This window comes from Saccharopolyspora sp. NPDC050642, assembly GCF_040654735.1.
Lineage (GTDB): Bacteria > Actinomycetota > Actinomycetes > Mycobacteriales > Pseudonocardiaceae > Saccharopolyspora > Saccharopolyspora elongata.
On sequence record NZ_JBFAIN010000046.1, the window covers coordinates 20,666 to 46,746 of the forward strand.

Sequence of the window (26,081 nt, forward strand, 5' to 3'; positions counted from 1 at the left end):
GGACTCACCGGCGAACCATGCCCTGCAGCTGCGCCCGCAGTTCCGGCGTGAGCTGCCGGCCGACCCGCTCCACCAGCAAGGTCATCTCGTAGGCGACCAGGCCGATGTCGGCGTTCGGCGCGGCCAGCACCGCGAGGCAGGAACCGTCGCTGATGGACATCAGGAACAGGTAGCCCTGCTCCATCTCGACCACGGTCTGGGTGACCTCACCGGCTTCGAAGCAGCGCGCTGCGCCCTGCGTGAGGCTGACCAGCCCGGAGGCGACAGCGGACAACTGCTCGGCTCGGTCCCGCGGCAAACCCTGGGACCCGGCGAGCAGCAGGCCATCCGCGGAGACGACCACTGAGTGCGCCACGCCGGGGACGCGACGCACGAAGTCGGTGATCAGCCAGCTGAAGCTGTTGCTGCTCGTCGGTTGCTGCACGGACCCGTTCACTCCTGCTCCTCGGGACGGCTCGGATTCGAGCGGGGTGTTTCGGTGGAAACCGGTTCGGCCTTGGAATGCCTACCGCGTGTGACGCCCTGCTGGAAGTTCGCCATCCGGCCGCGCACGGCGTCTGCCGAACGCGGGGTGGCGGGCTTGCGGCGGGGGGCCTGCGGGGTGCGCGGTGCGGCGGAGCCGGGCACCAGGTTCGTCTTGGGCACGCGCTTGGGCAGCCCGGCGGAGGTGGTCTCCTGGACCTGCTGGGTCTGCAGCAGCGCCTCGGCGGCCCGCCAGCCGTCGTCGGCCGAACCCCAGCCGGGATCCGGGGTCGTGGTGCGCGGCACCTCGTCGACGACGGGTTCTTCCGGCGTGCTGGGCCGCTCCGGCTCGACCGGCGCTTCGGCCGCTACCGGGGCGGCCGGGGTCGCCGGCGCGGCCGCGGAATCGTCCACATCGGACTCGCGGAACCACTGCGAGAGCACGGCTTCGTAGATCGGCAGTCGCTGCGTCGGCGCATCGTCCATGTCCCAGGCGGCCCCTCTCGGCTCGTCGTCGGCGAACGCCGGCGCCGGGCCGTCGGTGCCTTCGACCGGGCCGCCCCCTCGGGCCCAGGACGCCGAGGCCGGCTCCTGCCGGGTTCCGTTGTCCGCTGCGCCGTCGGAGTCCGCGGTGCCGAAGAGGCCACCGCCCAAGCCTGATCCGTTCAGTCCGCTGCCGTTGTGCGCGGGATCGGCCGGGAACACGGCCGGCACGAAGTTGGCCGTCTTCTCCGCCTCGAACGGGCTGTGGAACAGGTCCGCCGGTCCGCTGGACTCGGCAGGTGGCCCGCACCGCCCATCTTGGGAATCCGCGAACCGGTCCCCGGTGCTCTCCTCGCTCGGCCACTCCTCGGCGCGGACGTCGTCGTCCGCGGGCGCCTTCGACGTGTTCTCCCACTCCGGAACGTCGGTGGCGCCGAACGAATCGCCGCTGGACACCGTCACCGAGTACTGGGTCGACAGCTCGGTGTCGTCGACGTCCGGTTCGTCTTCTTCCTGCTGCGGCATCGGCGTGAACGCGGTGGCCTGCTCGATGCCGGCCAGCGACGGCAGCGGCGCGCGCTCGGTGGGCGGGTCGATCCCGCGGTCGGAACCGGCGGCGCGGCCGCCGAAGGCCGCGGCCAGCCCGAGGTGCGTGCCGGTCTCGCTGAACTCCTGGCGCCGCTCCTCGGCGAGCGCCGCGCGCGGCACGTCGGGCATCGGCTTCGGGCCGTCCGGGGTCAGCTGGACGACGAACTCGCCGGCCAGGTGCACCGTCGCGGTGACGCCGCCTTCCAGGTTGTCGTTGTTGTGCAGCTCGACCCGGATGTCGTGGCGCCGGGCCAGCTGCCCGACCACGAACAGGCCCATCCGGCGGGACACCGCGACGTCGATCTCCGGCGGCCGGGTGAGCCGGTCGTTGATCTCGTCGATCTCGCTGGCGTCGATGCCCACGCCGCGGTCGCGGATCTCGATGACGAGTTCCTGCCTGCGGTAGGCGGTCCGGACGGTGACCTCGGTGTCCGGGTTGGAGAACACCGTGGCGTTCTCCAGCAGCTCGGCGACCAGGTGCACGAAGTCGTTGACCACGCGGCCCTGGATGGCCAGGTCGGGCGCGTCGACCACGGCGACCCGCGCGTACTGCTCGACCTCGGACACCGCGGCGCCGAGCACCTCGTTGAGCGGCACCGGGCGCATCATCCGGCGGGTCAGGTCGGTGCCGCCGAGGATCAGCAGGTTCTCGTTGTTCCGGCGCATGCGGGTCGCCAGGTGGTCCAGCTCGAACAGGCTGCTCAGCTGGTCCGGGTCCTGCTCGTCCTGCTCCAGCCGGTCGATCAGGGCCAGCTGCCGCTGCACCAGCGTCTGGCTGCGGCGCGCCAGGTTGACGAACAGGTCGTTGACGTTGGTGCGCAGCAGCGCCTGCTCGGCGGCCAGCCGCAGCGCCTGCTGGTGCACCGCGTCGAAGGTGCGGGCCACCTGCCCGATCTCCTCGCTGGAGTGCACCGGCACCGGCGGCACCGTGATCTGGGTCGCGGCGCTCGGGTTCTCGTTCACCTTGTCGATCGCTTCGGGCAGGCTCTTCTGCGCGATCTCCAGGGCTCCGTAGCGGAGGGTGCGCAACGGCCGCAGCATCGAGCGCGCGATGTAGGCCGCGACACCGAAGGCGACCACCAGCAGCAGCAACAGCAGCGCCGAGTCGCGGACCAGCGACCACCAGGCGGAATCGGCGAGTTCGGTGGCGTCGTCGTGGAACTCGGCGAGCACCGAGTCCTCCACCGAGCGGACCAGGTCGGTGCGCTTGCCCGACTGCGTGCCCCACTCCAGCGGGTCGATGCCCAGCGACTGCTGCCTGCGGTCGGCCGCGATCAGCGCGCTCTGCTCGATCTGCTCCGAGTCGTCCACCTCGGCGCCGGCGACCCGCGCCGCGTAGAGGGCGCGCTGCTCGGGCGTGGCGGCGTTCTCGAACTCCGCGTAGGCGGCCTCGAAGCGGGCGTTCGCGGCGCGGACCGCGTCGGTCTGCCCGGTGAGGAAGCGGTTGAGCATCCCGGCGCTGAGCAGGATCGAGCGCTGCTGGGCCAGCTGCTCCTTGGCCCGGCCGAGCGCTTCGGCGGCCCGGGCGGTCTGGCTGACCTGGGTGTTGACCGCGGAGGTCGCGACCATCCGGTTGATCTGCAGCAGGTTGTCGAGCACCGAGTTGTAGGCGACCAACGTCTGCGGGCCGGTGAACCGGTCGTTGATGGTGGCGCGCAGGGCGCCGAGGCTGCCGAGCCGGTGGGTGGCGCTCTGGTAGGCGTTGCGGACCTCCGGGGAGAAGTCCGCCACCCGGGTGTCGTAGGCCCGGAGCTGCTGGACCGCGGCGTCGACGCGCTGGCCCTGCGCGGCGTAGTCGGCGCCCGCGTTGCCGCCGTTGGCGGTGGTGAACACGATCGCGAAGTCGCGCTCGCGCTGCAGCTCGTGGGTCAGGTTCGCGGCCTGCTGGCCGAGTTCGACCTGCTCGACGATGGTGGTCAACCGGGACTGGGTGGCCAGGCCGTCGTACACCCGGATGCCGCCGACGCCGAGCGCGGCCAGGGTCGGGACGAGCAGGACGGCGGCCATCTTGTACCGGAGGCGCCAGTTGCGCAGCCACCACTGCTTGGACCGGCCAGCCGGTTCGGTGGCTGCGTCGGCTCCGGTAGCGGGGTCGTTGTTGAGCATCCCTGTTTCCTGCGCTGCGGCGGACATGTGCGACACCGCCACGGCTAACTGCCTCTCCGCGCCGCGACAGTGTTGATCCTCGTGCTGGGAACGTGCCCGCGATCCGACGCGGCGGCGCCAGGTACCCACGAGCGGGTCGATGGTTCTCCGGCTCGCGCCGAGTCCCCGACGACCCAGACTCTGTCAGCCCGGCTTGCCATCACACTCCCTGGTCACAACGTGCATCCCCCGAAGCAGAGGCCAGTCACCTCGACGGGCGAGACTATACTTAACTGGCCGTCACAAGTCAGGCCCCCAGAGAGAGAGTTCATCACTCGAAAGAGTGGTATGGACAACACTGGGCCATCCGTGTGACCTGTGCCTAGTTACGCCCAGTTGTCGGGTTTAGTTCAACGTTCTACAGTTCAGGGGCACCCGCACCCCGCCACAGCCCGGGAGACGCAAAAACTTCGCACAAGGGCCGAAACATCCCCGGCGCACGTGACCGACGGGGCCTGCCCGATCCGTGGCTCAGTCCACTGTGCACCAACGCTTCTCCCGGACCTCCAGCGGGGTGAACTTCGCGCCGTCTCGGCAAAGCTGCGCCACCGACACCCACCGCAGCCGCCGCTCCACGTCGCACCCGATGCAAGGAGGAACAGATGAGCCCCGCCCTCGCCCACCGATCCCTGCCACGCAGGAGTCTGCTGAGGCTCGCCGGTGGAGCCGTCACCGCCGGTGCGCTGCTGGGCACGAGCGGTTGCGGGCTCCTCGGTGGATCGCAGTCGGAAAGCGGCGGCAACGAGCTGGTGGAGAAGGCGAACCTGCGCGTCGGCGCCCTGCCGATCAACGACCTCGCCCCGCTGCACCTGGCCGTCCGCAACGGCTACTTCCAGCAGGAGGGCCTGACGGTCGAGATCGTCACCGCCCCGGACGGCAGCGCCGCGCTGAACAGCACCATCGGCGGCGACTACGACATCACCTACAGCAGCTACGTGCCGTTCTTCCAGGCGCAGGCCAAGGGCATCGCGGACCTGAAGATCGTCGCGGACTGCGCGTCGGCCACGCCGAACACGACCGTGATCATGACCTCGCCGAACTCCAGGGTCCACACGCCGCAGGACCTGGCGAACAAGAAGATCGCGATCAGCGGCCCCAACACCATCACCGAACTGCTGGTCAAGGCCACCATGTCCGCCCACGGCGTGGACTACAGCAAGGTGCAGCTGGCGCCGATCCCGTTCATCAACATGCCCGCCGCGCTGCAGCAGGGCCAGGTCGACGCCGCCATCGTCACCGAGCCCTTCCTCACCCTGGCCGCCCGCAACAGCGGCGCCGTGCCGGTGGTGGACACCGCCGGCGGTCCGCTGGAGGACCTGCCGCTGACCGGCTACGGGGCGACCGCGAAGTTCTGCCAGGAGAACCCCAAGACCATCGCGGCGTTCCAGCGGGCCATGGACCGCGCCGTCGCCGAGGCGCAGGACCGCAGCAAGATCGAGCCGCTGCTGCCGGAATTCGCCAAGATCGACAAGGACACCGCGGCGATCATCACACTGCTGAAGTTCAACTCGCGCGCCGACGCCACCCGCCTGCAGCGGGTGCCGCGCCTGATGAAGGACTTCGGCTTCATCACCGCCGACCTGGACGTCGCCAGCATGATCGCGACGCCGCCGCAGGCCTGACGTTCTCGCTGGTCACGCCGACCGTGTGCGCTTCGTGTCGCGGTAGCAGCACAGAACACGCACGGTCGGCGGACCCGGCGGAGCGCGCCGTTGGTCCAGACGACATTCCGCGTTCGCTCGAATTGCCCAGCGCTATTCAGCTCACCGTCACAATTCGCCCCCGGCCTTGAGCCGAGTGGCGTGAATCACCCAACACTTGTGAGTGGCTCGTGACAACGAGCTAATTACGCCTGGTTGTCGCATGTGGTCCGACCTTCTAAGGTTCGGGACACCAAGACCCGCCACCGCACCGGGAGAAAACGACGCACCGCCGCCGGACGCGGCACCACCGCGCCCGGAGTCGTTGCTCACCCGCTCTTCCTCCCGGGTCACCATCGCGACGAAACCGGCCACCCCGCACCAGAAACACCCCGTGGCAGCGGAATCGACGCCGACCCGTACCGCTCCCGGCGCAGGGCACAACGGAACACCGCGCACCGCACCCCGATGCCAGGAGGATCCAGATGAGTTCCCTTCCCCGCGCCCTTCCCCGCCGCAACCTGTTGAAACTCGCCGGCGGGATGGTCACGGCAGGCGCCCTGATGGGCACCAGCGGTTGCGGACTCCTGGGCGGTTCGGAGGAGCAGAAGGGCGGCAACGCGCAGGTGGAGAAGGCGCACCTGCGCGTCGGCGGGCTGCCCACCAGCGAACTCGCGCCGCTGCATCTGGCGGCGAAGAACGGCCACTTCCAGCGGGAGGGCCTCACCGTCGAGATCATCAACGCGCCCGACGGCGCCACCGCGCTGAACAGCACCATCGGCGGCGACTACGACATCACCTTCAGCAGCTACGTGCCCATCTTCGCCGCCCAGGCCAAGGGCATCGCGCAGCTGAAGATCGTCGCGGACTGCGCGTCGAGCACGCCGAACACCTGCATGATCATGGCGTCGCCGGACTCCAACGTGCGCACGCCGCAGGACCTGGCCGACAAGCGGATCGCGATCAGCGGCGGCGGCACCATCTCCGAACTCCTGGTCAAGGCCTCGATGAAGGCCAACGGCGTGGACTACGAAGGCGTCCAGTGGATGCCGCTGGGGTTCATCAACATGCCCAACGCGCTGCGCACCAACCAGGTCGACGCGGCGTTCGTGGTCGAGCCGTTCCTGACGCTGTCCGCCCGCGACGCGGGCGCCGTCCCGGTGGTGGACACCGTCACCGGACCGCTGGAGGACCTGCCGCTGGGCGGCTACGTGTCGGCGGCCAAGTTCGCCGACGAGAACCCCAAGACCGTGGCGGCGTTCCAGCGCGCCATGGACTCCGCCGTCACCGAGGCGCAGGACCGCAGCAAGATCGAACCGCTGCTGCCCGAATTCGCCAAGATCGACAAGGAGACTGCGGCGATCATCACGCTGCTGAAGATGAATTCCCGCGCCGACGCCACCCGCTTGCAGCGCATTCCGCGGCTGATGCTGGAATTCGGTTACATCGACAAGGAAATCGACGTGGCGAGCATGATCTTCGCGCCGCCGCAGAGCTGAACTCGGGGAAATGACGAAAACACTCCGGGGATTGGTCGGTCTGGTGGGCTTCCTGGTTCTGTGGGAAGCCTTCAGCCGTTCCGAAATCGTCCCCCAGCAATACTTTCCGCCACCGTCCACAGTGCTCGCCCAGTTCGCCGAACTGCTCGGCGACAGCGGCTTCCTGCTCGACCTGATCGCCACCGTGCTGGCCTGGGCGATCGCGCTGGGCATCTCCATCGCCATCGCGGTACCCGCCGGGCTGCTGCTCGGCAGCGTCCGCTGGGTCCGGGTCGCCACCCGCGCGATCATCGAGTTCCTCCGGCCGATCCCGTCGGTGGCGCTGATCCCGCTGGCGATCGTGCTGGTCGGCGCCGGGCCGGAAACCAAGATCACGCTCGCGGTCTACGCCGCGGTGTGGCCGATCCTGTTCAACACCATCTACGCGTTGGACGAGATCGACCCGGTGATGGTGGACACCGCGCGCTCCTTCGGGCTGGGCCGGGGCCGGATCATGTTCACGGTGGCGCTGCCGAACGCGGCGCCGTTCGTGCTCACCGGCATCCGGATGTCCGCCGCGGTGGCGCTGATCCTGGTGGTCAGCACCGAGTTCCTGGCCGGCGGCGGCAGCGGCCTCGGCAGCTTCGTGCTCGACGCGAGCACCGGCGCCGGGCGGATGGACCTGGTGCTGGCCGGGACGCTGGTGGCGGGGATCGTCGGCTACCTCATCAACGAGGTGCTGGAACAGGTGCACAAGCGCGGCCTCCGGTGGAGCGCGGTCGACCGGGAGGCGGCGTGATCAAGATGCGCGGATTCCTGCAGCGCTGGGTGGTCTTCATCGGCGCGATCGTGGCCTGGGAGCTGCTCACCCGCGCCGCGCAGAGCCCGTTCTTCCCGCCCCCGACGACGATCGTCGGCGCGGCCGCGGAGAAGTGGTTCAGCGGGCCGGCGTCGTCGCTGTTCCTGACCGACGAGGCGTTCTCCGACCTGCTGGCCAGCCTCGGGCGGATCGCCGCGGGCTGGCTCATCGCCGTGGTGCTCGGCGTCGCGCTGGGCACCCTGCTCGGCCGTTCCCGCACCGCGCTGGACTACTTCGGGCCGCTGATGGCGTTCATGCGGGCCATCCCGCCGCCGGTGCTGGTGCCGGTCTTCCTGGTGCTGCTGGGCATCGGCACGCAGATGCAGATCACCGTGATCGTCTTCGGCGTGATGTGGCCGATCCTGCTGAACACCGTCGACGGGGTCCGCTCCGTCGACCAGGTCAAGGTGGACACCGCCCGGTCGTTCCGCATCCCGCGCGCGCACTGGATCTTCGGCGTGGTGCTGCCCGCGGCGACGCCGAAGATCTTCGCCGGGCTGCGGGTGAGCCTGTCGCTGGCGCTGGTGCTGATGGTCGTCTCGGAGCTCGTCGGCTCCACCAACGGCATCGGCTACCGGCTGATGTTCGACCAGCGGCAGTTCGACTTCCCCGCGATGTGGGCCGGCATCGTGCTGCTCGGCATCCTCGGATACCTGCTCAACACCCTGCTGCTCGTGGTGGAGCGCCGCGCGCTGAGCTGGCAACCCTCGCAGGCGCACCAAGTAGTCGGAGGCTGAACCCCCATGACCGAAACCAAGATCATGCTCGACGTCTCCGCGCTCGGGCACCGCTACGGCGGCGCGAACGGCCACCAGGCCATCGCCGACCTGACGTTCCAGGTGCGCACCGGCGAACTCGCCTGCATCGTCGGCCCGTCCGGCTGCGGCAAGTCCACCATGCTGCGCTCCATCTCCGGCCTGATCAAGCCGACCACCGGCGACGTCGAGCTGGGCGGCAACCCGGTGAACGGCGTGCCGGAGGACCTGGCCGTCGTGTTCCAGGACTACAGCCGGTCGCTGTTCCCCTGGCTGTCGGTGCGGTCCAACGTCGAATTCCCGCTGCGCTCCAGGGGATTGAGCAAGGCGGAGCGGCGCAGCCGGGCCGACGAGGTGCTCGAATGGGTCGGCCTCAGCGCGGCGGCCAAGAAGTACCCGTGGCAGCTCTCCGGCGGCATGCAGCAGCGCGTGTCGATCGCCCGGGCGCTGGCCTGCCGGCCGGCGTTGCTGCTGATGGACGAGCCGTTCGCCTCGGTGGACGCCCAGACCCGCTTCGAGCTGGAAGACCTGCTGCTGCGGGTCCGCAAGCAGTTCGACAGCACGGTCCTGCTGGTCACCCACGACATCGACGAGAGCATCTACCTGGCGGACCGGGTCTTCGTGCTCTCGAAGTCCCCGGCGTCGATCGTGGCGGACCTGGAGATCCCGCTCGGCGACGAGCGCGACCAGATCACCACCCGCGAGTCGGAGACGTTCGTCCACCTCCGCAGCGAGGTGGCCCGCCTCCTCGACGTCCGCAGCGCCCACGCCCCGGCGAAGGGCGACGCCGCCCCGGCGGAGTCCGATGTGGACGACGCGGAGTCCACCGCGAAGCAGTGGGCCGAGGCGGAGAAGGCGGAGGCCGAGAAGGCCGACGCCCGGAACTGACGCAGCACGCGCGAAGGGCGCCTCCCGCCGATCCTCTCGGCAGGAGGCGCCCTTCGCATTTCGACCAGGACCGGCTGGTCCGATGTGGACCGCTCTGGGCCGTGTGCACTTTGTGCCGCTATAGCAGCACAAAGTGCACACGGAGCCTGAGCCGGCGGATCAGTACAGGTAGCGCTGGCCCGGGTCGACCTTGACGTGCAGCAGGGTCGGGCCGGTCTTGCCCGCGAACTCCTCGGCGAGCGCCGCGTCGAGCTCCTCCGGCGTCCGCACCAGCTTCGACGGGCAGCCCAGGCTGGTCGCCAGCGCGCCGAAGTCGATGCCGCCGAGCTCCACGCCCGGCAGCTTGTCGCCGCCCGCCGCCTCGCCCAGCACCGCCACCGCCGCGTACCGCGAGTTGTCCATGATCACGAACGTGACCGGCGCCTGCTCGCGGACCGCCGTCCACACCGACTGGATCCCGTACATGCTGGAGCCGTCGCCGATCAGCGCGACCGTGCGCCGCGACGGGTCGGCCATCGCCACCCCGACCGCCGCGCCGATGCCGTACCCGAGCGCGCCGGAGAACCCGGTGAAGAACCCGCCGTCGGTGGACCGGATCGGGAAGTGCTCGTGCAGGTCGTTGCGGTGGCTGGGAGTTTCCTCCACGACGGCCGCGTCCGCGGGCAGCGCCCCGGCGATCGCGTCGAAGACGTAGGCGGCGGTCATCGGCGTCGACGCGGTCGGCTTGGTCGGTCGCGCGTAGCCCGCCGGCGCGCTCCGCTCCTGCACCTCGACCTGGCCGTTGACCTGCCGCACCGAGTGCGCCAGCGTGCCCAGCACGCCGCTGCCCCGCCGCGCCCTGGCGAGCACGTCCGGGTCGTCGTGCACCAGGAAGAGCTCGGGCAGCTCGGCCTCGTTCTCGCCGCGGTACACGTGGTAGGTGAAAGCCGGCGCGCCCCACACGACTACGAGGTCGTGCTTGGCGAGCTCCTCGCCGAGCAACCGCTGCTCGGGCTGCAGGAAACCGGCGAACTGCGGGTGGTCCTCGGGGAACGAGCAGCGCGGCGACATCGGCGCCACGTAGACCGCCGCCCGCGTCTTCTCCGCCAGCTCCACCAGCTCCGCGACCACGCCGTCGGCGTCCACCGCCGGGCCGACGACGAACGCCGGGCGCTCGCAGCCGCGCAGCGCCTCGGCCAGGCCGGCGACGGCGGCCGGGTCCGGGGCGAAGCCGGGAGTGCGCGGGCGGGCGGTAACCGGCACGCCGGGCTGGTCCCAGTCGTCGGCCGGGATCGACACGAACACCGGGCCGTACGGCGGGGTCGTCGCCAGCTGGTAGGCGCGCACCAGAGCCGCCGGCACGTCCTCGGCGCGGGCCGGTTCGTAGCTCCACTTCACGTACGGCTTCGGGAAGGTCGCGGCGTCGGTGGCGCCCAGGAACGGCTCGTCGAACATCAGGGTGCGGGTCTGCTGCCCGGCCGTGATGATCATCGGCGTCCGGTTGCGGTAGGCGGTGAAGATCGCGCCCAGCGCGTGCCCCACGCCGCCCGCGGAGTGCAGGTTGACCAGCACCGGTTCCCGGCGGGACTGCGCGAAGCCGTCGGCCATCGCGACCACCACGGATTCCTGCAGGCCCAACACGTAGCGGAAATCGTCCGGCCATCCGGTCAGGAACGGCACCTCGGTCGTACCCGGGTTGCCGAACACGGTCGTCAGCCCGAGTTCCCGCATCAAACCCCGGGTGATGTCACGGACCGTACGGTCCTCGCTGCGCATCGAAGCCCTCCCTCATCGTGCGAACAACCCCGCTCACCTGCGAGGTTGCCCTGACACGACATCACATCGATGGCCGCCGAACCAGATCGTCTTTGTCACTGTGCGGAAGGACCGGTGCACACCGTTCGCGCAGGTTCCGGGTAAACGGTGCTCCGGACCGTCCCGGGCGGGCACGCCGCCGCACCGGTGGTGTCCGACGCCACGCCGGTGACGCGCTCGTTCGCGCCGGGCTCGTCGCAGCGCGCCTTGGTCTCGATGCCTGCCGCCGGAACGCGCAGGCAGTCGCCGACCGCCACGTCCGGCACCAGGCACAACCGCAGCCCGCTGTCGCGGCTGACCGTCGCGTACCCCGGCCGGCACGACTCGGCGACCTCGGCGATCAGGAAGTCGGACTCGGCGCCGCCGCAGTCGGCCTGCCGCCAGTCGGGATCCGCCGTGCCGACGCCGGTGATGTCCACGCAGTCCCCGGCCTCGGCCCGGTCGCCGCCGAGGGTGAAGTAGGCGCCGATGACGATGGCGAATCCGATGGCGAGCACGCCGACGTAGGCGACGCGCCCGACCACCTTCCCGGCCCGGCTGCGCGGCGGATGGCTCATGGATCCCTCCGGAAACGATCTAGCCGCGCAAACCTAGCCGAAATCGCGGTCCCACCACCGCCGATCAGCACAAACGGCCCGATTTGGGAGGAATCCGGGGTCGTGAGCGCACAACGGCGCTCACGACCGATCACTACTGCACGTTGCCGAAGCAGACCGTGCGCTTCTCGAACACGTAGTAGCCCTCGCCCTCGGAGCACGCGGTCTTCGGGTCGGTGCTGTCGGCGACCTTGGTCACCTGGTCCTCGGCCTTGCTGCAGTCGATCTTCAGCGGCACGCTGTCCTCCGCGTCGTTGAAGTCCGTCAGGCAGTCGCCCTGCTTGACGTCCAGCTCGATGCAGTAGGTCTTGCCGCCCACGACGTTGGTGTAGTCGTCGAGGCAGAGGCTCCGGTTGTTGCCCTCCACGACGTCGATGATCTTGTAGTCCGAGTCCGCGGAACCGCAGCCCGCGGCGTTCATCTCGCCGCCCTTCTCGCTGACCAGCGAGACGCAGCTACCGGCCTCGAACGTGCTGCCCGAGCTCTCGGTGGTGCGCTCGGTGCTTCGTTCGGTGGTGCGCGTGGTGCTGCGTTCGGTGCTGGGCTCGGTGGTCGGGCCGGCTTCGGTCCGGCCGCCGCCGCTGTTGACCGCCAGCAGGATGATCGTCACCACGATGCCGATGACCACCACCGCGCCGACGCTGACCAGGCCGATGATCAGGCCGGTGCGGTTCTTCTTCGGCGGCATCGAAGGCGGCTGGCTGCCCGCGACGTGGCGCCAGAAGTCGTCCGAGGCGTTCGGCGGCGGGTACTGGCCCTGCGGGTACGACCCGTGGCCCGGCTGCGATCCGTACGGCCCGGACTGCGATCCGTACGGATCCTGCGGTGGATAACTCACTGCTCCTCCGATTTTTGTGCGCAATGAGCAATTTAGCCGAGCCCACACGGCCGCTAGTGCCCGAACGGGTGATAAAGACGACGGTGGAATACTGGGTGCGGAGTCCGGCCGCCGCCACCGGCACCGCTGATCACCTGCGAAGAAGCCGTCCGACCCGAGGGAGCTGCGCACCCGTGACCGACGGACCCCTGATCGTCCAGTCCGACAAGACCCTGCTGCTGGAGGTCGACCACGACCTCGCCGACGATGCCCGCACCTCCATCGCGCCGTTCGCCGAACTGGAACGCGCCCCGGAGCACGTGCACACCTACCGCATCACGCCGCTCGCGCTGTGGAACGCGCGCGCCGCCGGGCACGACGCGGAACAGGTCGTGGACGGCCTGGTGCGCTTCTCGCGCTACCCGGTGCCGCAGCCGCTGCTGGTGGACATCGTCGAGACGATGGGACGCTTCGGCCGCCTGCAGCTGGTCAACGATCCGGCGCACGGCCTGGTGCTGAACTCGCTGGACCGCGCGGTGCTGGAAGAGATCCTGCGGCACAAGAAGATCGCGCCGATGCTGGGCGCGCGCATCGACGACGACACCGTGGTGGTGCACCCCAGCGAGCGCGGGCGGCTGAAGCAGATGCTGCTGAAGGTCGGCTGGCCCGCCGAAGACCTGGCCGGGTACGTCGACGGCGAGGCGCACCCGATCGCGCTGCAGCAGGACGGCTGGACGCTGCGCGACTACCAGCAGCAGGCCGTGCAGTCGTTCTGGGCCGGCGGCTCGGGCGTCGTGGTGCTGCCCTGCGGCGCGGGCAAGACGCTGGTCGGCGCGGCGGCGATGGCCGAGGCCCAGGCGACGACGTTGATCCTGGTCACCAACACCGTCGCCGGGCGGCAGTGGAAGCGCGAGCTGATCGAGCGGACCTCGCTGACCGAGGAGGAGATCGGCGAGTACTCCGGGGAGAAGAAGGAGATCCGGCCGGTCACCATCGCGACCTACCAGGTGATCACTCGCCGCTCCAAGGGCGAGTACAAGCACCTGGAGCTGTTCGACTCCCGCGACTGGGGGCTGGTGGTCTACGACGAGGTGCACCTGCTGCCCGCGCCGGTGTTCCGGATGACCGCCGACCTGCAGTCCCGGCGGCGCCTCGGGCTGACCGCGACCCTGGTCCGCGAGGACGGCCGGGAGGGCGACGTGTTCTCCCTGATCGGGCCCAAGCGCTACGACGCGCCGTGGAAGGACATCGAGGCGCAGGGCTGGATCGCGCCCGCCGAGTGCATCGAGGTCCGGGTGACGCTGACCGACAACGAGCGGCTGGAGTACGCCACGGCCGACTCCGACGAGCGCTACAAGATGTGCTCGACGGCGCGCACCAAGGCCCCGGTGGTCAAGGCCATCCTGGACCGGCACCCGGGCGAGCCCGCCCTGGTCATCGGCGCGTACCTGGACCAGCTGCACGAGCTGGGCGAGGCGCTGGACGCGCCGATCGTGGAGGGCTCGACGAAGAACAAGGAGCGCGAGGAGCTCTTCGACGCCTTCCGGCGCGGCGAGATCAGCCGGCTCGTGGTGTCGAAGGTCGCGAACTTCTCCATCGACCTGCCGGAGGCGTCGGTCGCCGTGCAGGTGTCCGGGACGTTCGGGTCGCGGCAGGAGGAGGCGCAGCGGCTCGGCCGGCTGCTGCGGCCGAAGGCCGACCGCAAGCAGGCGCACTTCTACTCGGTGGTGTCGCGGGACACCCTGGACACCGACTACGCGGCGCACCGGCAGCGCTTCCTCGCCGAGCAGGGCTACGCGTACAAGATCGTCGACGCCGACGACCTGCACGGGCCGGCGATCCCGGACGTCGGGTGACGACAATTGGGGGACACACCCGGTCGGCTGTCATCCAAAAGTGTCCGAGTTCGGCCCCGCAGCGGCTACCGTTGCGATGAACGCACGCAGCACCCGAATCGCAGGTCGCCCCGGGTCCGGGGTGCGCGGGCGCCAGGAGGAACGCAGGTGCGGGTGTCCCGCAAGATGCTGGAGGCGTCATGAGCGAAGCTTCGCCATTCCTCGCTCATGCGAGCCGGTCTGACGCGGGTGTCGAGCAAGGTACTGGAGATCGGATGGCCACCGAGCAGGAACGCGCGGCGATGGGCGGCGCGCACCGGTTCGTCGGACTCGCGGAAAGCCTGGAACGCCACGCCGGGACGCCGACCGGTGCCGAACCGCCGAACGCGCACGGCACCAACCGCGGCTACGGGCTGGTGTTCTTCCACCAGCAGCAGTACCACCTGACCACGGTGATCAGCACCGGACTGCGGTTCCAGCCACTGGGCGCCGAACCGGCCCAGGAACTCGCGTGCACCGTCTACAAGGAGCAGGCCGAAGCCGCCCGGCACCTGGTCGACCTCACCGCCGGTCTGCTGGTGCAGCAGCGCACCCACCTGGTGCCGGACCAGATCGTGCCGAACGAGCAACCGCTGCTGCCGGGCACCGAGTTCCACGGGGTCCTGGCCAGCGGCCACCCGCTGTTCCCGCCGGAGTTCACCAGGTTCACCGATCCGGACGGGGTCGAGCAGCTGCAGGTGTTCACGCTGCTGCCGGTCACCCTCGGCGAGCTGAACTACATCCTGGACAACGGCGTCACCTCGCTGCGCCAGCAGTGGGCCCGGTTCGAGGTGGACGTCTTCGACCTCGGCCGCCCCAGCGTGGTCTGAGAAGAACGCAATTTCCATTGAAATCGAACCTTCGATTTCAATGGAAATTGAAGTCCGTCGGCGTGTCGGACCACGACACGCCGGTGGATGTGGACAACTTCCGCAATTTCAATGGAAATCGGACCTCTGATTTCCATTGAAGTTGCGGCGCCACCGGCCGACGGTGGCGGTGTGCCTTGATGCGCGGTGACGGCGACGGGCTGAAAGGATCAGGCCATGGACTCGGCGACGATCGACCTGGCGGAGTTGGACGCGGTTCGGGTGTACGCACTGCCCATGCGCAACAAGTTCCGGGGCGTCACGGTGCGGCGCGGAATCCTGCTGAGCGGCCCGGCCGGCTGGGGCGAGTTCTGCCCGTTCGAGGACTACGACGACGCCCAGTCGGTGCCGTGGCTCCGAGCAGCGCTGGAGGCTTGCACCGAGGAATGGCCGGAGCCGGTGCGCGACCGCATCCCGGTCAACTGCACGGTGCCCGCGGTGCCGGCGGAGAAGGCGGCGGCGATCGTCGCGGCGTCCGGCTGCGGCACGGCGAAGGTCAAGATCGCCGAGCCCGGCCAGTCCCCCGGCGACGACGTCGAGCGCGTGGCGGCGGTCCGTGACGCGCTGGGGCCCGGCGGCGCGATCCGGGTGGACGCGAACGCGGCCTGGGACGTCGACACGGCGGTCACCCGAATCCGCGAGCTGGACAAGGCTGCGGAAGGCCTGGAGTACGCGGAACAACCGTGCCCGACGATCGACGAGCTGGCCGCGGTCCGCCGCCGCGTGGACGTCCGGATCGCGGCCGACGAGAGCATCCGCCGCGCCGAAGACCCGCTCCGCGTGGCGGTCGCCGGAGCGGCCGACGTGGCGATCATCAAGGCCACGCCGCTGGGCGGCGTCCGCCGCGCGCTGCGCGTCGCCGAGGCCTGCGGCCTGCCCTGCGTCGTGTCCTCCGCAGTGGAGAGCAGCGTCGGCCTCGCCGCGCAGCTCGCCCTGGCGGGCTCGCTGCCCGAGCTCCCCTTCGCCTGCGGCCTCGGCACGGTGGCGCTGCTCGACGGCGACGTCGTCGCCGACTCGCTGCTTCCCGTGGACGGCCACCTGCCGGTGCTCCGCCGTCCGCCGGAGCCGGATCCCGCGCTCGTCGCGGCGGCTACGCCGACCGCCGACGTGCAGCGCTACTGGCTCGACCGGCTCCGCCGGGTCCACGACCTGCTCGCACACCCCTAGCCTTCGGCTGCTCGGGCGACGCCCAGGTTCAGCGGCCGTTCCGGAATGGCTCCGCCCGGCTCATCCGAAGGCGCCCGGCATCTGACACCGGTGGCAATTTCGCGCGAAATCACCACCCCGCCGGAGCACCGATTTCGCGTGCGGTCTCAGGAGGTGTTCCCACCCCTGGAGACCAGGCGGAAGTCAGCGCCCCAGACAGCCACGTCCCGCGCGTGCCCGCGCACCATTCTGAAACGGCCCCTCGGGCGAGTCGAAAAATCGCGGATCCCGGCGAAAGCGCCATCCGGATTCGGGTGAACGGGTGTTCGCGACCCGGTGGAGTGGTTCCGATTTCAGGCAAAAACGGAACCACTCCACTCACCTCCTTGGCGTTTTCGCAGCTCTTGAAGGCTTCGATCGTTCGATCAAAGTGGAGGAATTCGGGCAGGCTCCCGCTCCGGGAGGGGATGCGGCCGTCACCTGGGGCGAGCCCCTGGTGACGGCCTGGTGAGTCAGCGGCGGCGCCGACGACGCCGGATGATGCGGAACGCGAACCCGAGGACCACCACCGCCACCGCGACCGGGGCCAGGCGCTTGAGCAGCGGTGCTCCCGCCGTGCCGAGGAGGTCGATGGCCTCGTCCGCCGGTGCCGCGCCGCCGGTCACGACCGCGTCCGCCTTGCGCGCCGGTTCTTCCTTCGCCGTGCTGGTGAACGCCGTGTCGTGGCTGCCCGCCGGCGTGACCCGCCAACTGGCCTTCTCGTCCGCCGAAGCCGCCGCAGCGCCGGAAGCCGCAGGGGCTTCCGCCTTGGCCTCCTCGGCCGGTGCCGCCGGTTCCTCCTCGGTGAGCCGCTTCGCGAGGTTCGCCGCGAACTGGTTCAGGATCTTGCCGCCGACCTCGGAGATCAGGCCGCGACCGAGCTGCGCCGGCTTGCCCGTGACCTTCAGGTCGGTGTCCACCGTGACCGCGGTGGTGTCGCCTTCCGGCGTGAGCACCGCGGCGACCGTCGCCGCGGCGGTGCCGCTGCCGCGCGAGTCCTTGCCGCTGGCGTCGATGACCACCCGGCGGGCGGCCTCGTCGACGTCCTTGAAGGTTCCGGTGCCCTTGTAGAGCAGCGTGACCGGGCCGAGCTTGACCTTGACGGAGCCGGCGAACTCGTTGCCCTCTGCCTTGGTGAGCGTGGCGCCGGGCATGCACGGGGCGACCCGCTCCGGGTCGAGCAGCGCCTTCCACGCCACGTCGACCGGCACCGGAACGCTGAACTGGTGCTGCATCTGCACTGGAGGGTCCTCCTGGTTCGACCGAGCTCGGCTCGAATGAGCCGTCCTTCCTGAAGAAGCTGCGTTTCACAGTCCACCACCAGCTTCCCAGCCGCAGCGGTCGTCCGATACCCCATTCGGATCATCGGGGCCCGGACGCCGAGCGGGGCGGCGGTCTCGCGCGAAACCGCCGCCCCGCACCGCGCGACCGCCTAGCCGCCCGCCGCGGCGAGCACCGCGCGGCCGGTGAGCACCTCGGCGAGGTGCTCGCGGTAGTCGACGTCGGCGCTGGCGTCGGCCGCCGGGCTGGTGCCCTCGGTGGCGTGCCGGGCCGCCGCCCGGACCGCCTCCGCCGTGGCCGGCTGACCGACCAGGGCCTGCTCGACGCCGCGCGCCCGGATCGGCGTCGGGCCCATGTTGGTCAGCCCGATGCGGGCCTCGGCGATCGTCCCGCCGGACACCCGCACCGCGGCGGCCACGCCGACGATCGACCAGGCCTGAGCGACGCGGTTGAACTTCTCGTAGTGCGCGCTCCACCCCGTCCACTTCGGCATCCGCACCTCGACCAGCACCTCGTCCGGTTCCAGCGCGGTGGTGAAGTAGTCGACGAAGAACTCCGCTGCCGGCACCACGCGCCGTCCGGACGGCCCGGCCAGCACCATCTCGGCGTCCAGCACCAGCGCCGGGGCCGGCAGGTCCCCGGCCGGGTCGGCGTGCGCCAGCGAGCCGCCGAAGGTGCCGCGGTGGCGCACCTGCGGGTCGGCGACGGTGCGGGTGGTGAGCGCGAGCAGCTTCGCGTGCTGCTGCACCAGCGGATCGCGCAGCACGTCGTGGTGCGTGGTCATCGCGCCGATGACCAGCGCGTCGCCGTCCTCGCGCACGCCGCGCAGCTCGGCGATGCGGCCGAGGTCGACTACCGTGCCCGGGTCGGCCAGCCGCATCCGCAGCACCGGCAGCAGGCTCTGCCCGCCGGCCAGCACCTTGGCGTCCTCCCCGGCCGCCGCGAGCGCGGCGACCGCTTCCTCCACAGTGGAGGGTGCGACGTATTCGAACTGCGCGGGAATCACCGGTTTCCTCCCTGTGCGTCCATCGAGCCGAGCCCGCCGCCGGCTTCCGGCGCGGTGGCGCCGCTTTCGCGGGCACCGGTCACGGCCCGCCACACCCGCTGCGGCGAGCACGGCATCTCCACGTCGTTCACGCCCATCGGCCGCAGGGCGTCCACGATCGCGTTCACCACCGCCGGGGTCGAGGCGATGGTGCCCGCCTCGCCGACGCCCTTGACGCCCAGCGCGTTGGACGTCGCGCGGGTTTCGGTGCGGTCGGTGACGAACTCCGGCAGATCGGCCGCCGACGGGATCAGGTAGTCGGCCAGCGTCCCGGTGGTCAGCGTGCCGGTCTCGTCGTAGACGGCCTCCTCGTACAGCGCCTGCGCGATGCCCTGGGCGAGCCCGCCGTGCACCTGGCCCTCGACGATCAGCGGGTTGATCACGCTGCCGATGTCGTCGACGCACACGTACTTGCGGATCTCGACCCGCCCGGTCTCGGTGTCCACTTCGGTCGCGCACAGGTGGGTGCCGTGCGGGAACGAGAAGTTCTCCGGGTCGAACGTCGCTTCGGCGTCCAGGTTCGGTTCCACGCCGTCCGGGAGGTCGTGCGCGGCGAACGCGGCGAGCGCGACCTCGGCCAGCGCGGTGCCCCGGTCGGTGCCGCGGACCCCGAACCGCCCGGAGGCGAACTCGACGTCGTCCTCGGCGCATTCCAGCAGGTGCGCCGCGATCTTCTTGGCCTTCTCGACGACCTTGTCCGCGGCGCTGACGACCGCCATGCCGCCGACGGTCAGCGACCGCGACCCGTAGGTGTCCATGCCCTTGGGCGCGACCTGGGTGTCGCCGTGCAGCACCTCGACGTCCTCGAACGCGACGCCGAGCCGGTCGGCCACGATCTGGCTCCACGCCGTCTCATGTCCCTGCCCGTGCGGCGACGAGCCGGTGACGACCTCCACCTTCCCGGTCGGGAGCACCCGGATCGACGCGTGCTCCCAGCCGCCCGCGCCGTAGGACAGCGAGCCCAGCACCCGCGACGGCGCCAGCCCGCACATCTCGGTGAACGTCGAGATGCCGATGCCCAGCTGGACGGGATCGCCGGAGCGCCGCCGCTCCTCCTGCTCCACGCGCAGGGCCTGGTAGCCGAACAGCTCCATCGCCTTGTCGGTGGCGGCCTCGTAGTTGCCGGAGTCGTAGGTCAGCCCGGCGACCGTGTCGTACGGGAACTCCTCGTGCGCGATCCAGTTCTTGCGCCGCAGTTCCATCGGGTCCATGCCGAGCTCGTTGGCGAGCTCGTCCACCATTCGCTCGATCGCGAACGTCGCCTCCGGCCGCCCGGCGCCGCGGTAGGCGTCGGTCGGCGTCTTGTTGGTGAACACGTTGGTGCAGGTGAAGTGGTAGGCGGGGATCTTGTAGATCGAGTTGAACATGAACGCGCCGAGGATCGGGATGCCCGGCGTCACCAGCCGCAGGTAGGCGCCCATGTCGGCGAGCAGCTCCACCTTCAGCCCGGTGATCCTGCCGTCGCGGGTCGCCGACATCGACAGCTTCTGGATCTGGTCGCGGCCGTGGTGCGCGGAAACCATCGTCTCGGAACGGGATTCGGTCCACTTCACCGGCCGCCCCAGCCTGCGGGCGAGCACGAAGGTGATGAACTCCTCCGGCGTCACCTGGAGCTTGCCGCCGAACCCGCCGCCCACGTCCGGCGCGATGACCCGGATCTTCTGCTCCGGCACGCCGAGCGACATCGCCAGCATCAGCCGCAGGATGTGCGGCACCTGGGTGGCCGACCACATGGTGATCTGCTCGCCGGTGGGGTCGACGACCACCGAGCGCGGCTCCATGAACGCGGGGATCAACCGCTGCTGCCGGAAGGTGCGGTCGATGCGGACCTCCGCGCCGCTCAGCGCCTGCTCGACGTCGCCGCCGGTGCCGGCCTCGGCCGAGTCGAACGCCCAGGTCGCGTTGCGGTTGGTGCCCAGTTCGTCGTGCACCAGCGGCGAATCCGCCTGCAGCGCCGATTCCATGTCGAGCACGACCGGCAGTTCGTCGTAGTCGACGTCGATGGCGTCCAGCGCGTCGCGCGCTTCGGCCGCGCTGCGCGCCGCCACCACCGCCACGGCTTCACCGGCGAAGCGCACCTCGTCCACGGCGATCGGGGGTGCCGCCGGGGCCTTCATGTCCTCGGTGATCGGCCACGCGCACGGCAGGCTGCCCTGCTCGTCGGCGATGTCCCGGCCGGTGATCACCGCCTGCACCCCCGGCATCCGGCGCGCCTCGTCGGTGTTGATGGACGTGATCCGGGCGTGCGCGACGGGGCTGCGCAGGATCGCCAGGTGCAGCGTGCCCGTCGGCGCCAGGTTGTCGGTCCAGCGGGTGCGGCCGGTGATCAGCCGCGCGTCCTCCTTGCGCTTGCGGGCGCGCCCGAGTTCGGGTTCCAGGACCGATGTCATGACTGCCGACCCCCCTTCACCTTCGTCTCGACCTGCTCGTCGGCGGGCGTTCGCGGTACCGGGGTGTCTTCGGTGTGCTCCATGGCCGGACCGGCGCCGGGCTGCATGCGCTGCGACGCGTCGCGGACCGCGCGGACGATGTTCTGGTACCCGGTGCAGCGGCAGAGGTTGCCCTCCATGCCTTCCCGGATCTGCTGGTCGTCGGGGTCGTTCACCTCGGCGAGCAGGTCGAGCGCCTGCATGATCATCCCGGGTGTGCAGAACCCGCACTGGAGGGCGTGGTTGTCGTGGAACGCCTGCTGCACGGGGTGCAGCCGGCCGTCCTGGGCGAGGCCCTCGACGGTCGTGACGTCGTGCCCGTCGGCCTGCACCGCAAGCACTGAGCACGATTTCACGCTGTGGCCGTCCATGTGGACGGTGCACGCGCCGCAGTTGCTGGTGTCGCAACCGACGACGGTGCCTACTTTGCCGAGACGTTCGCGGAGGTACTGGACGAGCAGCATGCGCGGCTCGACCTCATCGGTGTAGTGGGTGCCGTCGACGTTGACGGTGATGCGCGGCATTTGGGCGGCCTCCTCGGAGGAACTGGCCCGCGGTGCGCGGACGGTCGGGAACGGACTGCTCCGCCTGGGTGACGGAGGTCACTCCGAGAGCCTGCTACGCCGATCGAACACGAGCAAGCGCTGAAAGCGTTGTCCCCGGACTCTCGTTCCGTAACGGCGCGACCGCAGCCCCTACGAGGGACACACGACCCTTTTAGGAGCAAGAGCCACACGGCCCCGTAGGAGCGAGAGCCGCACGGCCCCTCACCTCGCCCAGCACGGCCCCTGCCGCGCCCCGAGGGCCGGTCCGTCCGCAATTTCAATGGAAATCGAAGGACCGATTTCCATTGAAATTGCGGAAGTTGTCCACAGTCGGAGCCGGTTGTCCACAACCGTCGGCGTGTCGTGGCACCGACGGCACGTGGTCACGAGTGGTGGTGGATCGGTCCCTCGACGTCGGAGAGCCGCACCCCGCGGCCGCCCCAACGCAGCGCGATCAGCTCGGCCGCGATCGACACCGCCGTCTCCTCCGGGGTCCGCGCGCCCAGGTCCAGGCCGATAGGCGAGGACAGCTTCGCCAGCTCCGCCTCGCTGAGGCCCTGCTCGCGGAGCCGCCGCAGCCGGTCCTCGTGGGTGCGCCGGGAGCCCATCGCGCCGACGTAGCCGAGGTCCTGCCGCAGCGCCGCCTCCAGCACCGGCACGTCGAACTTGGGGTCGTGGGTGAGCACCATGACCGCGGTCCGCTCGTCGATCCGCCCGGCCTCCGCCTCGGCCGCCAGGTAGCGGTGCGGCCAGTCGACCACCACGTCGTCCACGCCCGGGAACCGGCTGTGCGTGGCGAACACCGGCCGCGCGTCGCAGACCGTGACCCGGTAACCGAGGAACGCGCCCATCCGGGCCATCGCGGCGGCGAAGTCGATCGCGCCGAACACCAGCATCCGCGGCGGCGGCTCGAAGGAGTTCACGAACACCCGCAGCCCTTCGCCGCGCCGCTGCCCCTCCGGGCCGTACTCGATGACGCCGCTGCGGCCGCTGGCCAGCATGCCGCGCGCGTCGTCGACGACCGCGTCGTCGATCCGCGTCGACCCGAGGCTGCCGCTGGTGCGCTCGCGCCACACCAGCAGGTGCGAGCCGACCTTCGCCTCCTCGGGGTGCTCCAGGACGGTCGCGACGGCGACCGGCTCCTCCGCGCGGACCGAGGAAGCGACGGAGTCGAGCTCCGGGAAGGTCTCGCGGTCCACCCGCTCCACGAAGACGTCGAGGATCCCGCCGCAGGTCAAGCCGACCGCGAACGCGTCGTCGTCGCTGACGCCGTAGCGCCGCAGGACCGGATCGGCGCCTTCCAGGACGCCGGTGGCCTCCTCGTAGACCGCGCCCTCGACGCAGCCGCCGGAAACGCTGCCGACCGCCTCACCGCCGGCGGTCACCAGCATCGACGCCCCAGGCGGCCGCGGGGCCGACCGGAACGTCGCGACCACGGTGCCCAGCCCGACGGCCTCGCCCGACTCCCACCGCTTGGTCAACTCGTCCAGCACGTCACGCACAGCGCACCTCCGCTTTCCTCAGCGCCTCCCGGCGCCGCACACCTTCCACCGGGCCCGGGGCGAGACGAACGGCCTGCTCACCGCACCGGGCCCGGTCAGCTCTGCCCGAAAACCGCACTTCGCTCCTCCGGCGCCGGCCCCGGTTGGGACAACCGGCGCACCCACGACCACACGTCCTCCAGCGAGCGCAGGCTGTGCCCCGCCACCATCCGGTCAACGTGCGGCAGGGCCGCGACAATCCCGGACTGCACCGGTTGATATCCGTCGTGCCCCGCGTGCGGGTTGGCCCACACCACCGCCCGCGCCAGGCGCCGCAACCGACGCATCTGCTCGCCCAGCTCCGCCGAGTCGCCGCGCTCCCAGCCGTCGGAGAACAGCACGACGACGGAACCCCGCGCGATTCCCCGCTGCCCCCACCGGTCCAGGAAGACGCGCAACGTCTCGCCGAGCCTGGTGCCACCGGAGAAATCCGGCACGGCACGGGAAGCCGCCAGCAGAGCGGCCTCCGGATCGCGCTGCCGGAGCTGCCGGCTCACCCGGGTCATGCGGGTGCCCAGCGTGAAGACCTCGGTGCTGGCGGGCGAACGCCGCACCACGACGTGCGCGAACCGCATCAGCGCATCGGCGTACGGGCTCATCGAACCCGAGACGTCGATCAGCAGCACTACGCGGCGCGGCCGCCGAGAACGCTTCTGACGGCGCAACCGCAACGGCTCGCCGCCGGAGCGCAGCAGCTCGCGGAGCGTCGCGCGCGAACTGAGCGCGCCGCGCTTGCTGCGGCGGTGCCGCAGCGCGGGCCGCGTCGGCGGCTCGGGGCGCAGCACCGCGAGCATGCGCCGCAGGTGCTCGCGCTCCGCCGTACCGAGCTCCGCGAGGTCGCGACGGCGGAGCACCTCCGCGTCGCTGGCGGCGGCGGCAAGCGGCTTGTCCGCGTCGCCGTCCTGGTCGCCGCCATCGGCCGCGGAGAGCGCAGCGATCCGCGCCGGACGCGGCAGCGGACGGCCCGGCGACTCGGCGGACAGCGCAGCGCCGCCGAACCAGCTGCCGAAGGCAGCGTCGTAGCGGGGCACATCGTCCGGCTCGGAGCACAGCGTCAGCCGGCCGGCCCAGTAGACCGCGGAGCGGTCGAGGCCGACGTGCTCGGTGGCGGCGAGGAAGGCCTGGACCCGGGTGGGGCCGCAGGCCATCCCGGAGTGCCGCAGGGCGCGGGCGAAGCCGACCAGACCGGTCGCGGTGTGCTCCATCGCCCCCTCCTCGACGTTCGGTTTCGGTGGTCCGCAATTTCCATTGAAATCGAAGGTTCGATTTCAATGGAAATTGCGGACGGTCACGGCGCCACGATGCCCGCGGCGCGGACCCGTTCGGCGTCCTCTCGGTACTTCAGCACCGCTCCCAGCGTGGTCGCGGCGGTCTCCGTGTCCAGTTCGTCCTGGTCGAGCGCCTGCAGCGCCTGCGCCCAGTCCAGCGCCTCCGCCACGCCCGGCGGCTTCAGCAGCTCCATCTGCCGCATCCGCTGCACCGCCGCGGCCACCTGCTCCGCCAGCCGGGCGTCCAGCCCCGGCAGGCGGCGCCGCAGGATCGCGACCTCCCGCTCCAGGCCCGGGTGCTCCAGCCAGTGGTAGAGGCAGCGGCGCTTCAGCGCGTCGTGCACCTCGCGGGTCCGGTTGGACGTCAGGATCACGATCGGCGGCTGCTGCGCCCGCACCACTCCGAACTCCGGAATGGTCACCGCGTATTCCGACAGCACCTCCAGCAGGAACGCCTCGAACTCGTCGTCGGCGCGGTCGATCTCGTCGACCAGCAGCACGCAAGGCGACTCCTGCAACGCGCGCAGCAGCGGCCTCGCCAGCAGGAACCTCGGGGTGTACAGCGAGGATTCGGCGGCGTCGGCGTCCAGCTCGCCGCCGGAGGCCGCCTCCAGCGTGCGCAGGTGCAGCAGCTGGCGCGGGAAGTCCCAGTCGTAGAGGGCCTGCGCGGCGTCGATGCCCTCGTGGCACTGCAACCGGATCAGGTCGACCCCGAGCGCCGCGGCCAACGCCTGCGCCAGCGCCGTCTTGCCGGTGCCGGGCTCGCCCTCGCACAGCAGCGGGCGACGCATCCGCATCGCCAGGAACGCCGCCGTCGCGATGCCCTCGTCGGGCAGGTACCCGGTGTCGTCCAGCGCCGTCGCGACCTCGGCCGGGGACTTCATGTCGAGCGCGTCATCCACCGCCATGCCGCCGAGCGTATTCGAACCACCGGCCCGAAGGCGATCATCGGATCATCCGGCGAGCAGGGCCCGAACCGCGTCGCCCGCTGTGCCAACCTCCAAGGCGGGGATCGGCTCGCCGCGCACCAGGTACCGCCGGACCACGGCGTAGGGCAGGTCGACCACCGCGAGCCGGACGCGGGACCGCCCGCGCTCGTCGGTCTTCCCGAGCCGCCGAGCCAGGTCGGCCAGGGCCTGCTCCAGCTGCACGTTGCCCGCGGCCAAGCGTTTTCGGGCCGCTTCGGGCCACTCCGCCAGGCCGAAGTCCCCGGGCCCGGCGAGCAGCACCCTCGCCTCGTCCGGGTGCTCGCGGCACCACTCGACCGCATGGCGCGCCATCGCGACGGCGGCGTCCTGCGGCGAGCCGTCGAGCACCGCGAAGACCCCTTCCTGGAACCGGGTCACGGTGCGCAGCCACAGCGCCGACAGCAGCGCGATCCGGTCCGGGAAGCGGTGGTAGACCGAGCCGCTCGGGGCGCCGGCCGCCCGCGCGACCGCGGCCATCGTCACCCCTCGCGGCCCGGTTTCGGCGGCGAGCGCGACGGCGGCGTCGAGGAGTCGGTCGGCATCGTGCCGGGCAGGCCTACCCATGTATTGG

At 70.8% G+C, this 26,081-nt stretch carries 21 protein-coding genes; 8 read left to right on the forward strand and 13 right to left on the reverse strand.

Annotated features, from left to right (window positions below; all coding sequences use genetic code 11):
- Nucleotides 1-4 precede the first annotated feature (4 nt).
- Both AB0H93_RS38685 and AB0H93_RS38690 read right to left on the reverse strand, forming a co-directional pair.
- On the reverse strand, nt 5-436 hold the full coding sequence (locus AB0H93_RS38685) for a roadblock/LC7 domain-containing protein (protein WP_093268627.1): 432 nt from the start codon (nt 434-436) through the stop codon (nt 5-7).
- Nucleotides 433-3,666 (reverse strand): sensor histidine kinase, encoded by a 3,234-nt coding sequence (locus tag AB0H93_RS38690; RefSeq protein ID WP_358580546.1) that lies wholly within the window; start codon nt 3,664-3,666, stop codon nt 433-435. The genes AB0H93_RS38685 and AB0H93_RS38690 overlap by 4 nt, the downstream gene beginning before the upstream one ends.
- Before the next feature lie 614 nt (nt 3,667-4,280).
- On the opposite strand from AB0H93_RS38690, the gene AB0H93_RS38695 reads away from it, so the two are divergent.
- The 5 genes from AB0H93_RS38695 (at nt 4,281) to AB0H93_RS38715 (ending at nt 9,298) form a co-directional block, all read left to right on the forward strand.
- Nucleotides 4,281-5,300, forward strand: a complete 1,020-nt coding sequence (locus AB0H93_RS38695; protein WP_358580548.1) for an ABC transporter substrate-binding protein — start codon at nt 4,281-4,283, stop codon at nt 5,298-5,300.
- A 503-nt stretch (nt 5,301-5,803) separates the two neighbouring features.
- Complete coding sequence (locus AB0H93_RS38700) at nt 5,804-6,817, forward strand: ABC transporter substrate-binding protein (RefSeq protein WP_358580551.1); 1,014 nt, start codon at nt 5,804-5,806, stop codon at nt 6,815-6,817.
- A gap of 10 nt (nt 6,818-6,827) precedes the next feature.
- Nucleotides 6,828-7,595: an ABC transporter permease subunit gene (locus AB0H93_RS38705; RefSeq protein WP_358580553.1), complete on the forward strand. Its 768-nt coding sequence runs from the start codon at nt 6,828-6,830 to the stop codon at nt 7,593-7,595.
- Between the two features lie 5 nt (nt 7,596-7,600).
- Nucleotides 7,601-8,392, forward strand: coding sequence for an ABC transporter permease (locus AB0H93_RS38710; RefSeq protein ID WP_358580614.1), 792 nt, complete (start codon nt 7,601-7,603; stop codon nt 8,390-8,392).
- 24 nt (nt 8,393-8,416) lie between these two features.
- Nucleotides 8,417-9,298, forward strand: a complete 882-nt coding sequence (locus AB0H93_RS38715; RefSeq protein WP_358580616.1) for an ABC transporter ATP-binding protein — start codon at nt 8,417-8,419, stop codon at nt 9,296-9,298.
- Nucleotides 9,299-9,457: 159 nt separating this feature from the next.
- On the opposite strand, the gene mdlC is transcribed toward AB0H93_RS38715, so the two are convergent.
- The 3 genes from mdlC to AB0H93_RS38730 all read right to left on the reverse strand — a co-directional run bounded on the left by mdlC (nt 9,458) and on the right by AB0H93_RS38730 (nt 12,526).
- Nucleotides 9,458-11,053: a benzoylformate decarboxylase gene (gene mdlC / locus AB0H93_RS38720; protein ID WP_358580556.1), complete on the reverse strand. Its 1,596-nt coding sequence runs from the start codon at nt 11,051-11,053 to the stop codon at nt 9,458-9,460.
- A gap of 95 nt (nt 11,054-11,148) precedes the next feature.
- The gene (locus AB0H93_RS38725) at nt 11,149-11,649 is read right to left on the reverse strand and encodes a hypothetical protein (protein ID WP_358580559.1); all 501 of its coding nucleotides are present in this window, start codon (nt 11,647-11,649) and stop codon (nt 11,149-11,151) included.
- Between the two features lie 133 nt (nt 11,650-11,782).
- Nucleotides 11,783-12,526 carry a hypothetical protein gene (locus AB0H93_RS38730; protein WP_358580561.1) on the reverse strand — a complete coding sequence of 248 codons (744 nt, stop codon included), beginning with the start codon at nt 12,524-12,526 and terminating at the stop codon, nt 11,783-11,785.
- A gap of 173 nt (nt 12,527-12,699) precedes the next feature.
- Between AB0H93_RS38730 and AB0H93_RS38735 the strand changes: the two genes are divergently transcribed.
- From AB0H93_RS38735 to AB0H93_RS38745, 3 genes are all read left to right on the forward strand, one after another.
- Entirely contained in the window at nt 12,700-14,361 is a 1,662-nt protein-coding gene (locus AB0H93_RS38735; RefSeq protein ID WP_358580563.1) for a DNA repair helicase XPB, read from the forward strand.
- Nucleotides 14,362-14,615: 254 nt separating this feature from the next.
- The gene (locus tag AB0H93_RS38740) at nt 14,616-15,209 is read left to right on the forward strand and encodes a suppressor of fused domain protein (protein WP_358580566.1); all 594 of its coding nucleotides are present in this window, start codon (nt 14,616-14,618) and stop codon (nt 15,207-15,209) included.
- A gap of 216 nt (nt 15,210-15,425) precedes the next feature.
- Nucleotides 15,426-16,415 (forward strand): o-succinylbenzoate synthase, encoded by a 990-nt coding sequence (locus AB0H93_RS38745; protein ID WP_358580568.1) that lies wholly within the window; start codon nt 15,426-15,428, stop codon nt 16,413-16,415.
- 491 nt (nt 16,416-16,906) lie between these two features.
- Here AB0H93_RS38745 and AB0H93_RS38750 read toward each other — a convergent pair whose 3' ends face one another.
- The 8 genes from AB0H93_RS38750 to AB0H93_RS38785 all read right to left on the reverse strand — a co-directional run bounded on the left by AB0H93_RS38750 (nt 16,907) and on the right by AB0H93_RS38785 (nt 26,074).
- Complete coding sequence (locus AB0H93_RS38750; protein WP_358580570.1) at nt 16,907-17,674, reverse strand: SRPBCC family protein; 768 nt, start codon at nt 17,672-17,674, stop codon at nt 16,907-16,909.
- Nucleotides 17,675-17,865: 191 nt separating this feature from the next.
- On the reverse strand, nt 17,866-18,720 hold the full coding sequence (locus tag AB0H93_RS38755; RefSeq protein ID WP_358580573.1) for a xanthine dehydrogenase family protein subunit M: 855 nt from the start codon (nt 18,718-18,720) through the stop codon (nt 17,866-17,868).
- Nucleotides 18,717-21,149: a xanthine dehydrogenase family protein molybdopterin-binding subunit gene (locus tag AB0H93_RS38760; RefSeq protein ID WP_358580575.1), complete on the reverse strand. Its 2,433-nt coding sequence runs from the start codon at nt 21,147-21,149 to the stop codon at nt 18,717-18,719. Before AB0H93_RS38760 ends, AB0H93_RS38755 begins: the two co-directional genes overlap by 4 nt.
- On the reverse strand, nt 21,146-21,712 hold the full coding sequence (locus AB0H93_RS38765; protein WP_358580577.1) for a (2Fe-2S)-binding protein: 567 nt from the start codon (nt 21,710-21,712) through the stop codon (nt 21,146-21,148). The genes AB0H93_RS38760 and AB0H93_RS38765 overlap by 4 nt, the downstream gene beginning before the upstream one ends.
- Before the next feature lie 404 nt (nt 21,713-22,116).
- The gene (locus AB0H93_RS38770; RefSeq protein WP_358580580.1) at nt 22,117-23,235 is read right to left on the reverse strand and encodes an XdhC/CoxI family protein; all 1,119 of its coding nucleotides are present in this window, start codon (nt 23,233-23,235) and stop codon (nt 22,117-22,119) included.
- A 95-nt stretch (nt 23,236-23,330) separates the two neighbouring features.
- Nucleotides 23,331-24,479 (reverse strand): VWA domain-containing protein, encoded by a 1,149-nt coding sequence (locus AB0H93_RS38775; protein ID WP_358580582.1) that lies wholly within the window; start codon nt 24,477-24,479, stop codon nt 23,331-23,333.
- Between the two features lie 83 nt (nt 24,480-24,562).
- Nucleotides 24,563-25,450 carry a MoxR family ATPase gene (locus AB0H93_RS38780; protein WP_358580584.1) on the reverse strand — a complete coding sequence of 296 codons (888 nt, stop codon included), beginning with the start codon at nt 25,448-25,450 and terminating at the stop codon, nt 24,563-24,565.
- Nucleotides 25,451-25,495: 45 nt separating this feature from the next.
- Entirely contained in the window at nt 25,496-26,074 is a 579-nt protein-coding gene (locus AB0H93_RS38785) for a TetR/AcrR family transcriptional regulator (protein ID WP_358580586.1), read from the reverse strand.
- Nucleotides 26,075-26,081: the final 7 nt, after the last annotated feature.

Coding starts and splice junctions, on each gene's coding strand:
- AB0H93_RS38690 (WP_358580546.1), bottom strand. CDS start 3,666: ATGTCCGCCGCAGCGCAGGAAACAGGGATGCTCAACAACGACCCCGCT.
- AB0H93_RS38695 (WP_358580548.1), top strand. CDS start 4,281: ATGAGCCCCGCCCTCGCCCACCGATCCCTGCCACGCAGGAGTCTGCTG.
- AB0H93_RS38700 (WP_358580551.1), top strand. CDS start 5,804: ATGAGTTCCCTTCCCCGCGCCCTTCCCCGCCGCAACCTGTTGAAACTC.
- AB0H93_RS38705 (WP_358580553.1), top strand. CDS start 6,828: ATGACGAAAACACTCCGGGGATTGGTCGGTCTGGTGGGCTTCCTGGTT.
- AB0H93_RS38710 (WP_358580614.1), top strand. CDS start 7,601: ATGCGCGGATTCCTGCAGCGCTGGGTGGTCTTCATCGGCGCGATCGTG.
- AB0H93_RS38715 (WP_358580616.1), top strand. CDS start 8,417: ATGCTCGACGTCTCCGCGCTCGGGCACCGCTACGGCGGCGCGAACGGC.
- mdlC (WP_358580556.1), bottom strand. CDS start 11,053: ATGCGCAGCGAGGACCGTACGGTCCGTGACATCACCCGGGGTTTGATG.
- AB0H93_RS38725 (WP_358580559.1), bottom strand. CDS start 11,649: ATGAGCCATCCGCCGCGCAGCCGGGCCGGGAAGGTGGTCGGGCGCGTC.
- AB0H93_RS38740 (WP_358580566.1), top strand. CDS start 14,616: ATGGCCACCGAGCAGGAACGCGCGGCGATGGGCGGCGCGCACCGGTTC.
- AB0H93_RS38745 (WP_358580568.1), top strand. CDS start 15,426: ATGGACTCGGCGACGATCGACCTGGCGGAGTTGGACGCGGTTCGGGTG.
- AB0H93_RS38760 (WP_358580575.1), bottom strand. CDS start 21,149: ATGACATCGGTCCTGGAACCCGAACTCGGGCGCGCCCGCAAGCGCAAG.
- AB0H93_RS38765 (WP_358580577.1), bottom strand. CDS start 21,712: ATGCCGCGCATCACCGTCAACGTCGACGGCACCCACTACACCGATGAG.
- AB0H93_RS38775 (WP_358580582.1), bottom strand. CDS start 24,479: ATGGAGCACACCGCGACCGGTCTGGTCGGCTTCGCCCGCGCCCTGCGG.
- AB0H93_RS38780 (WP_358580584.1), bottom strand. CDS start 25,450: ATGGCGGTGGATGACGCGCTCGACATGAAGTCCCCGGCCGAGGTCGCG.
- AB0H93_RS38785 (WP_358580586.1), bottom strand. CDS start 26,074: ATGGGTAGGCCTGCCCGGCACGATGCCGACCGACTCCTCGACGCCGCC.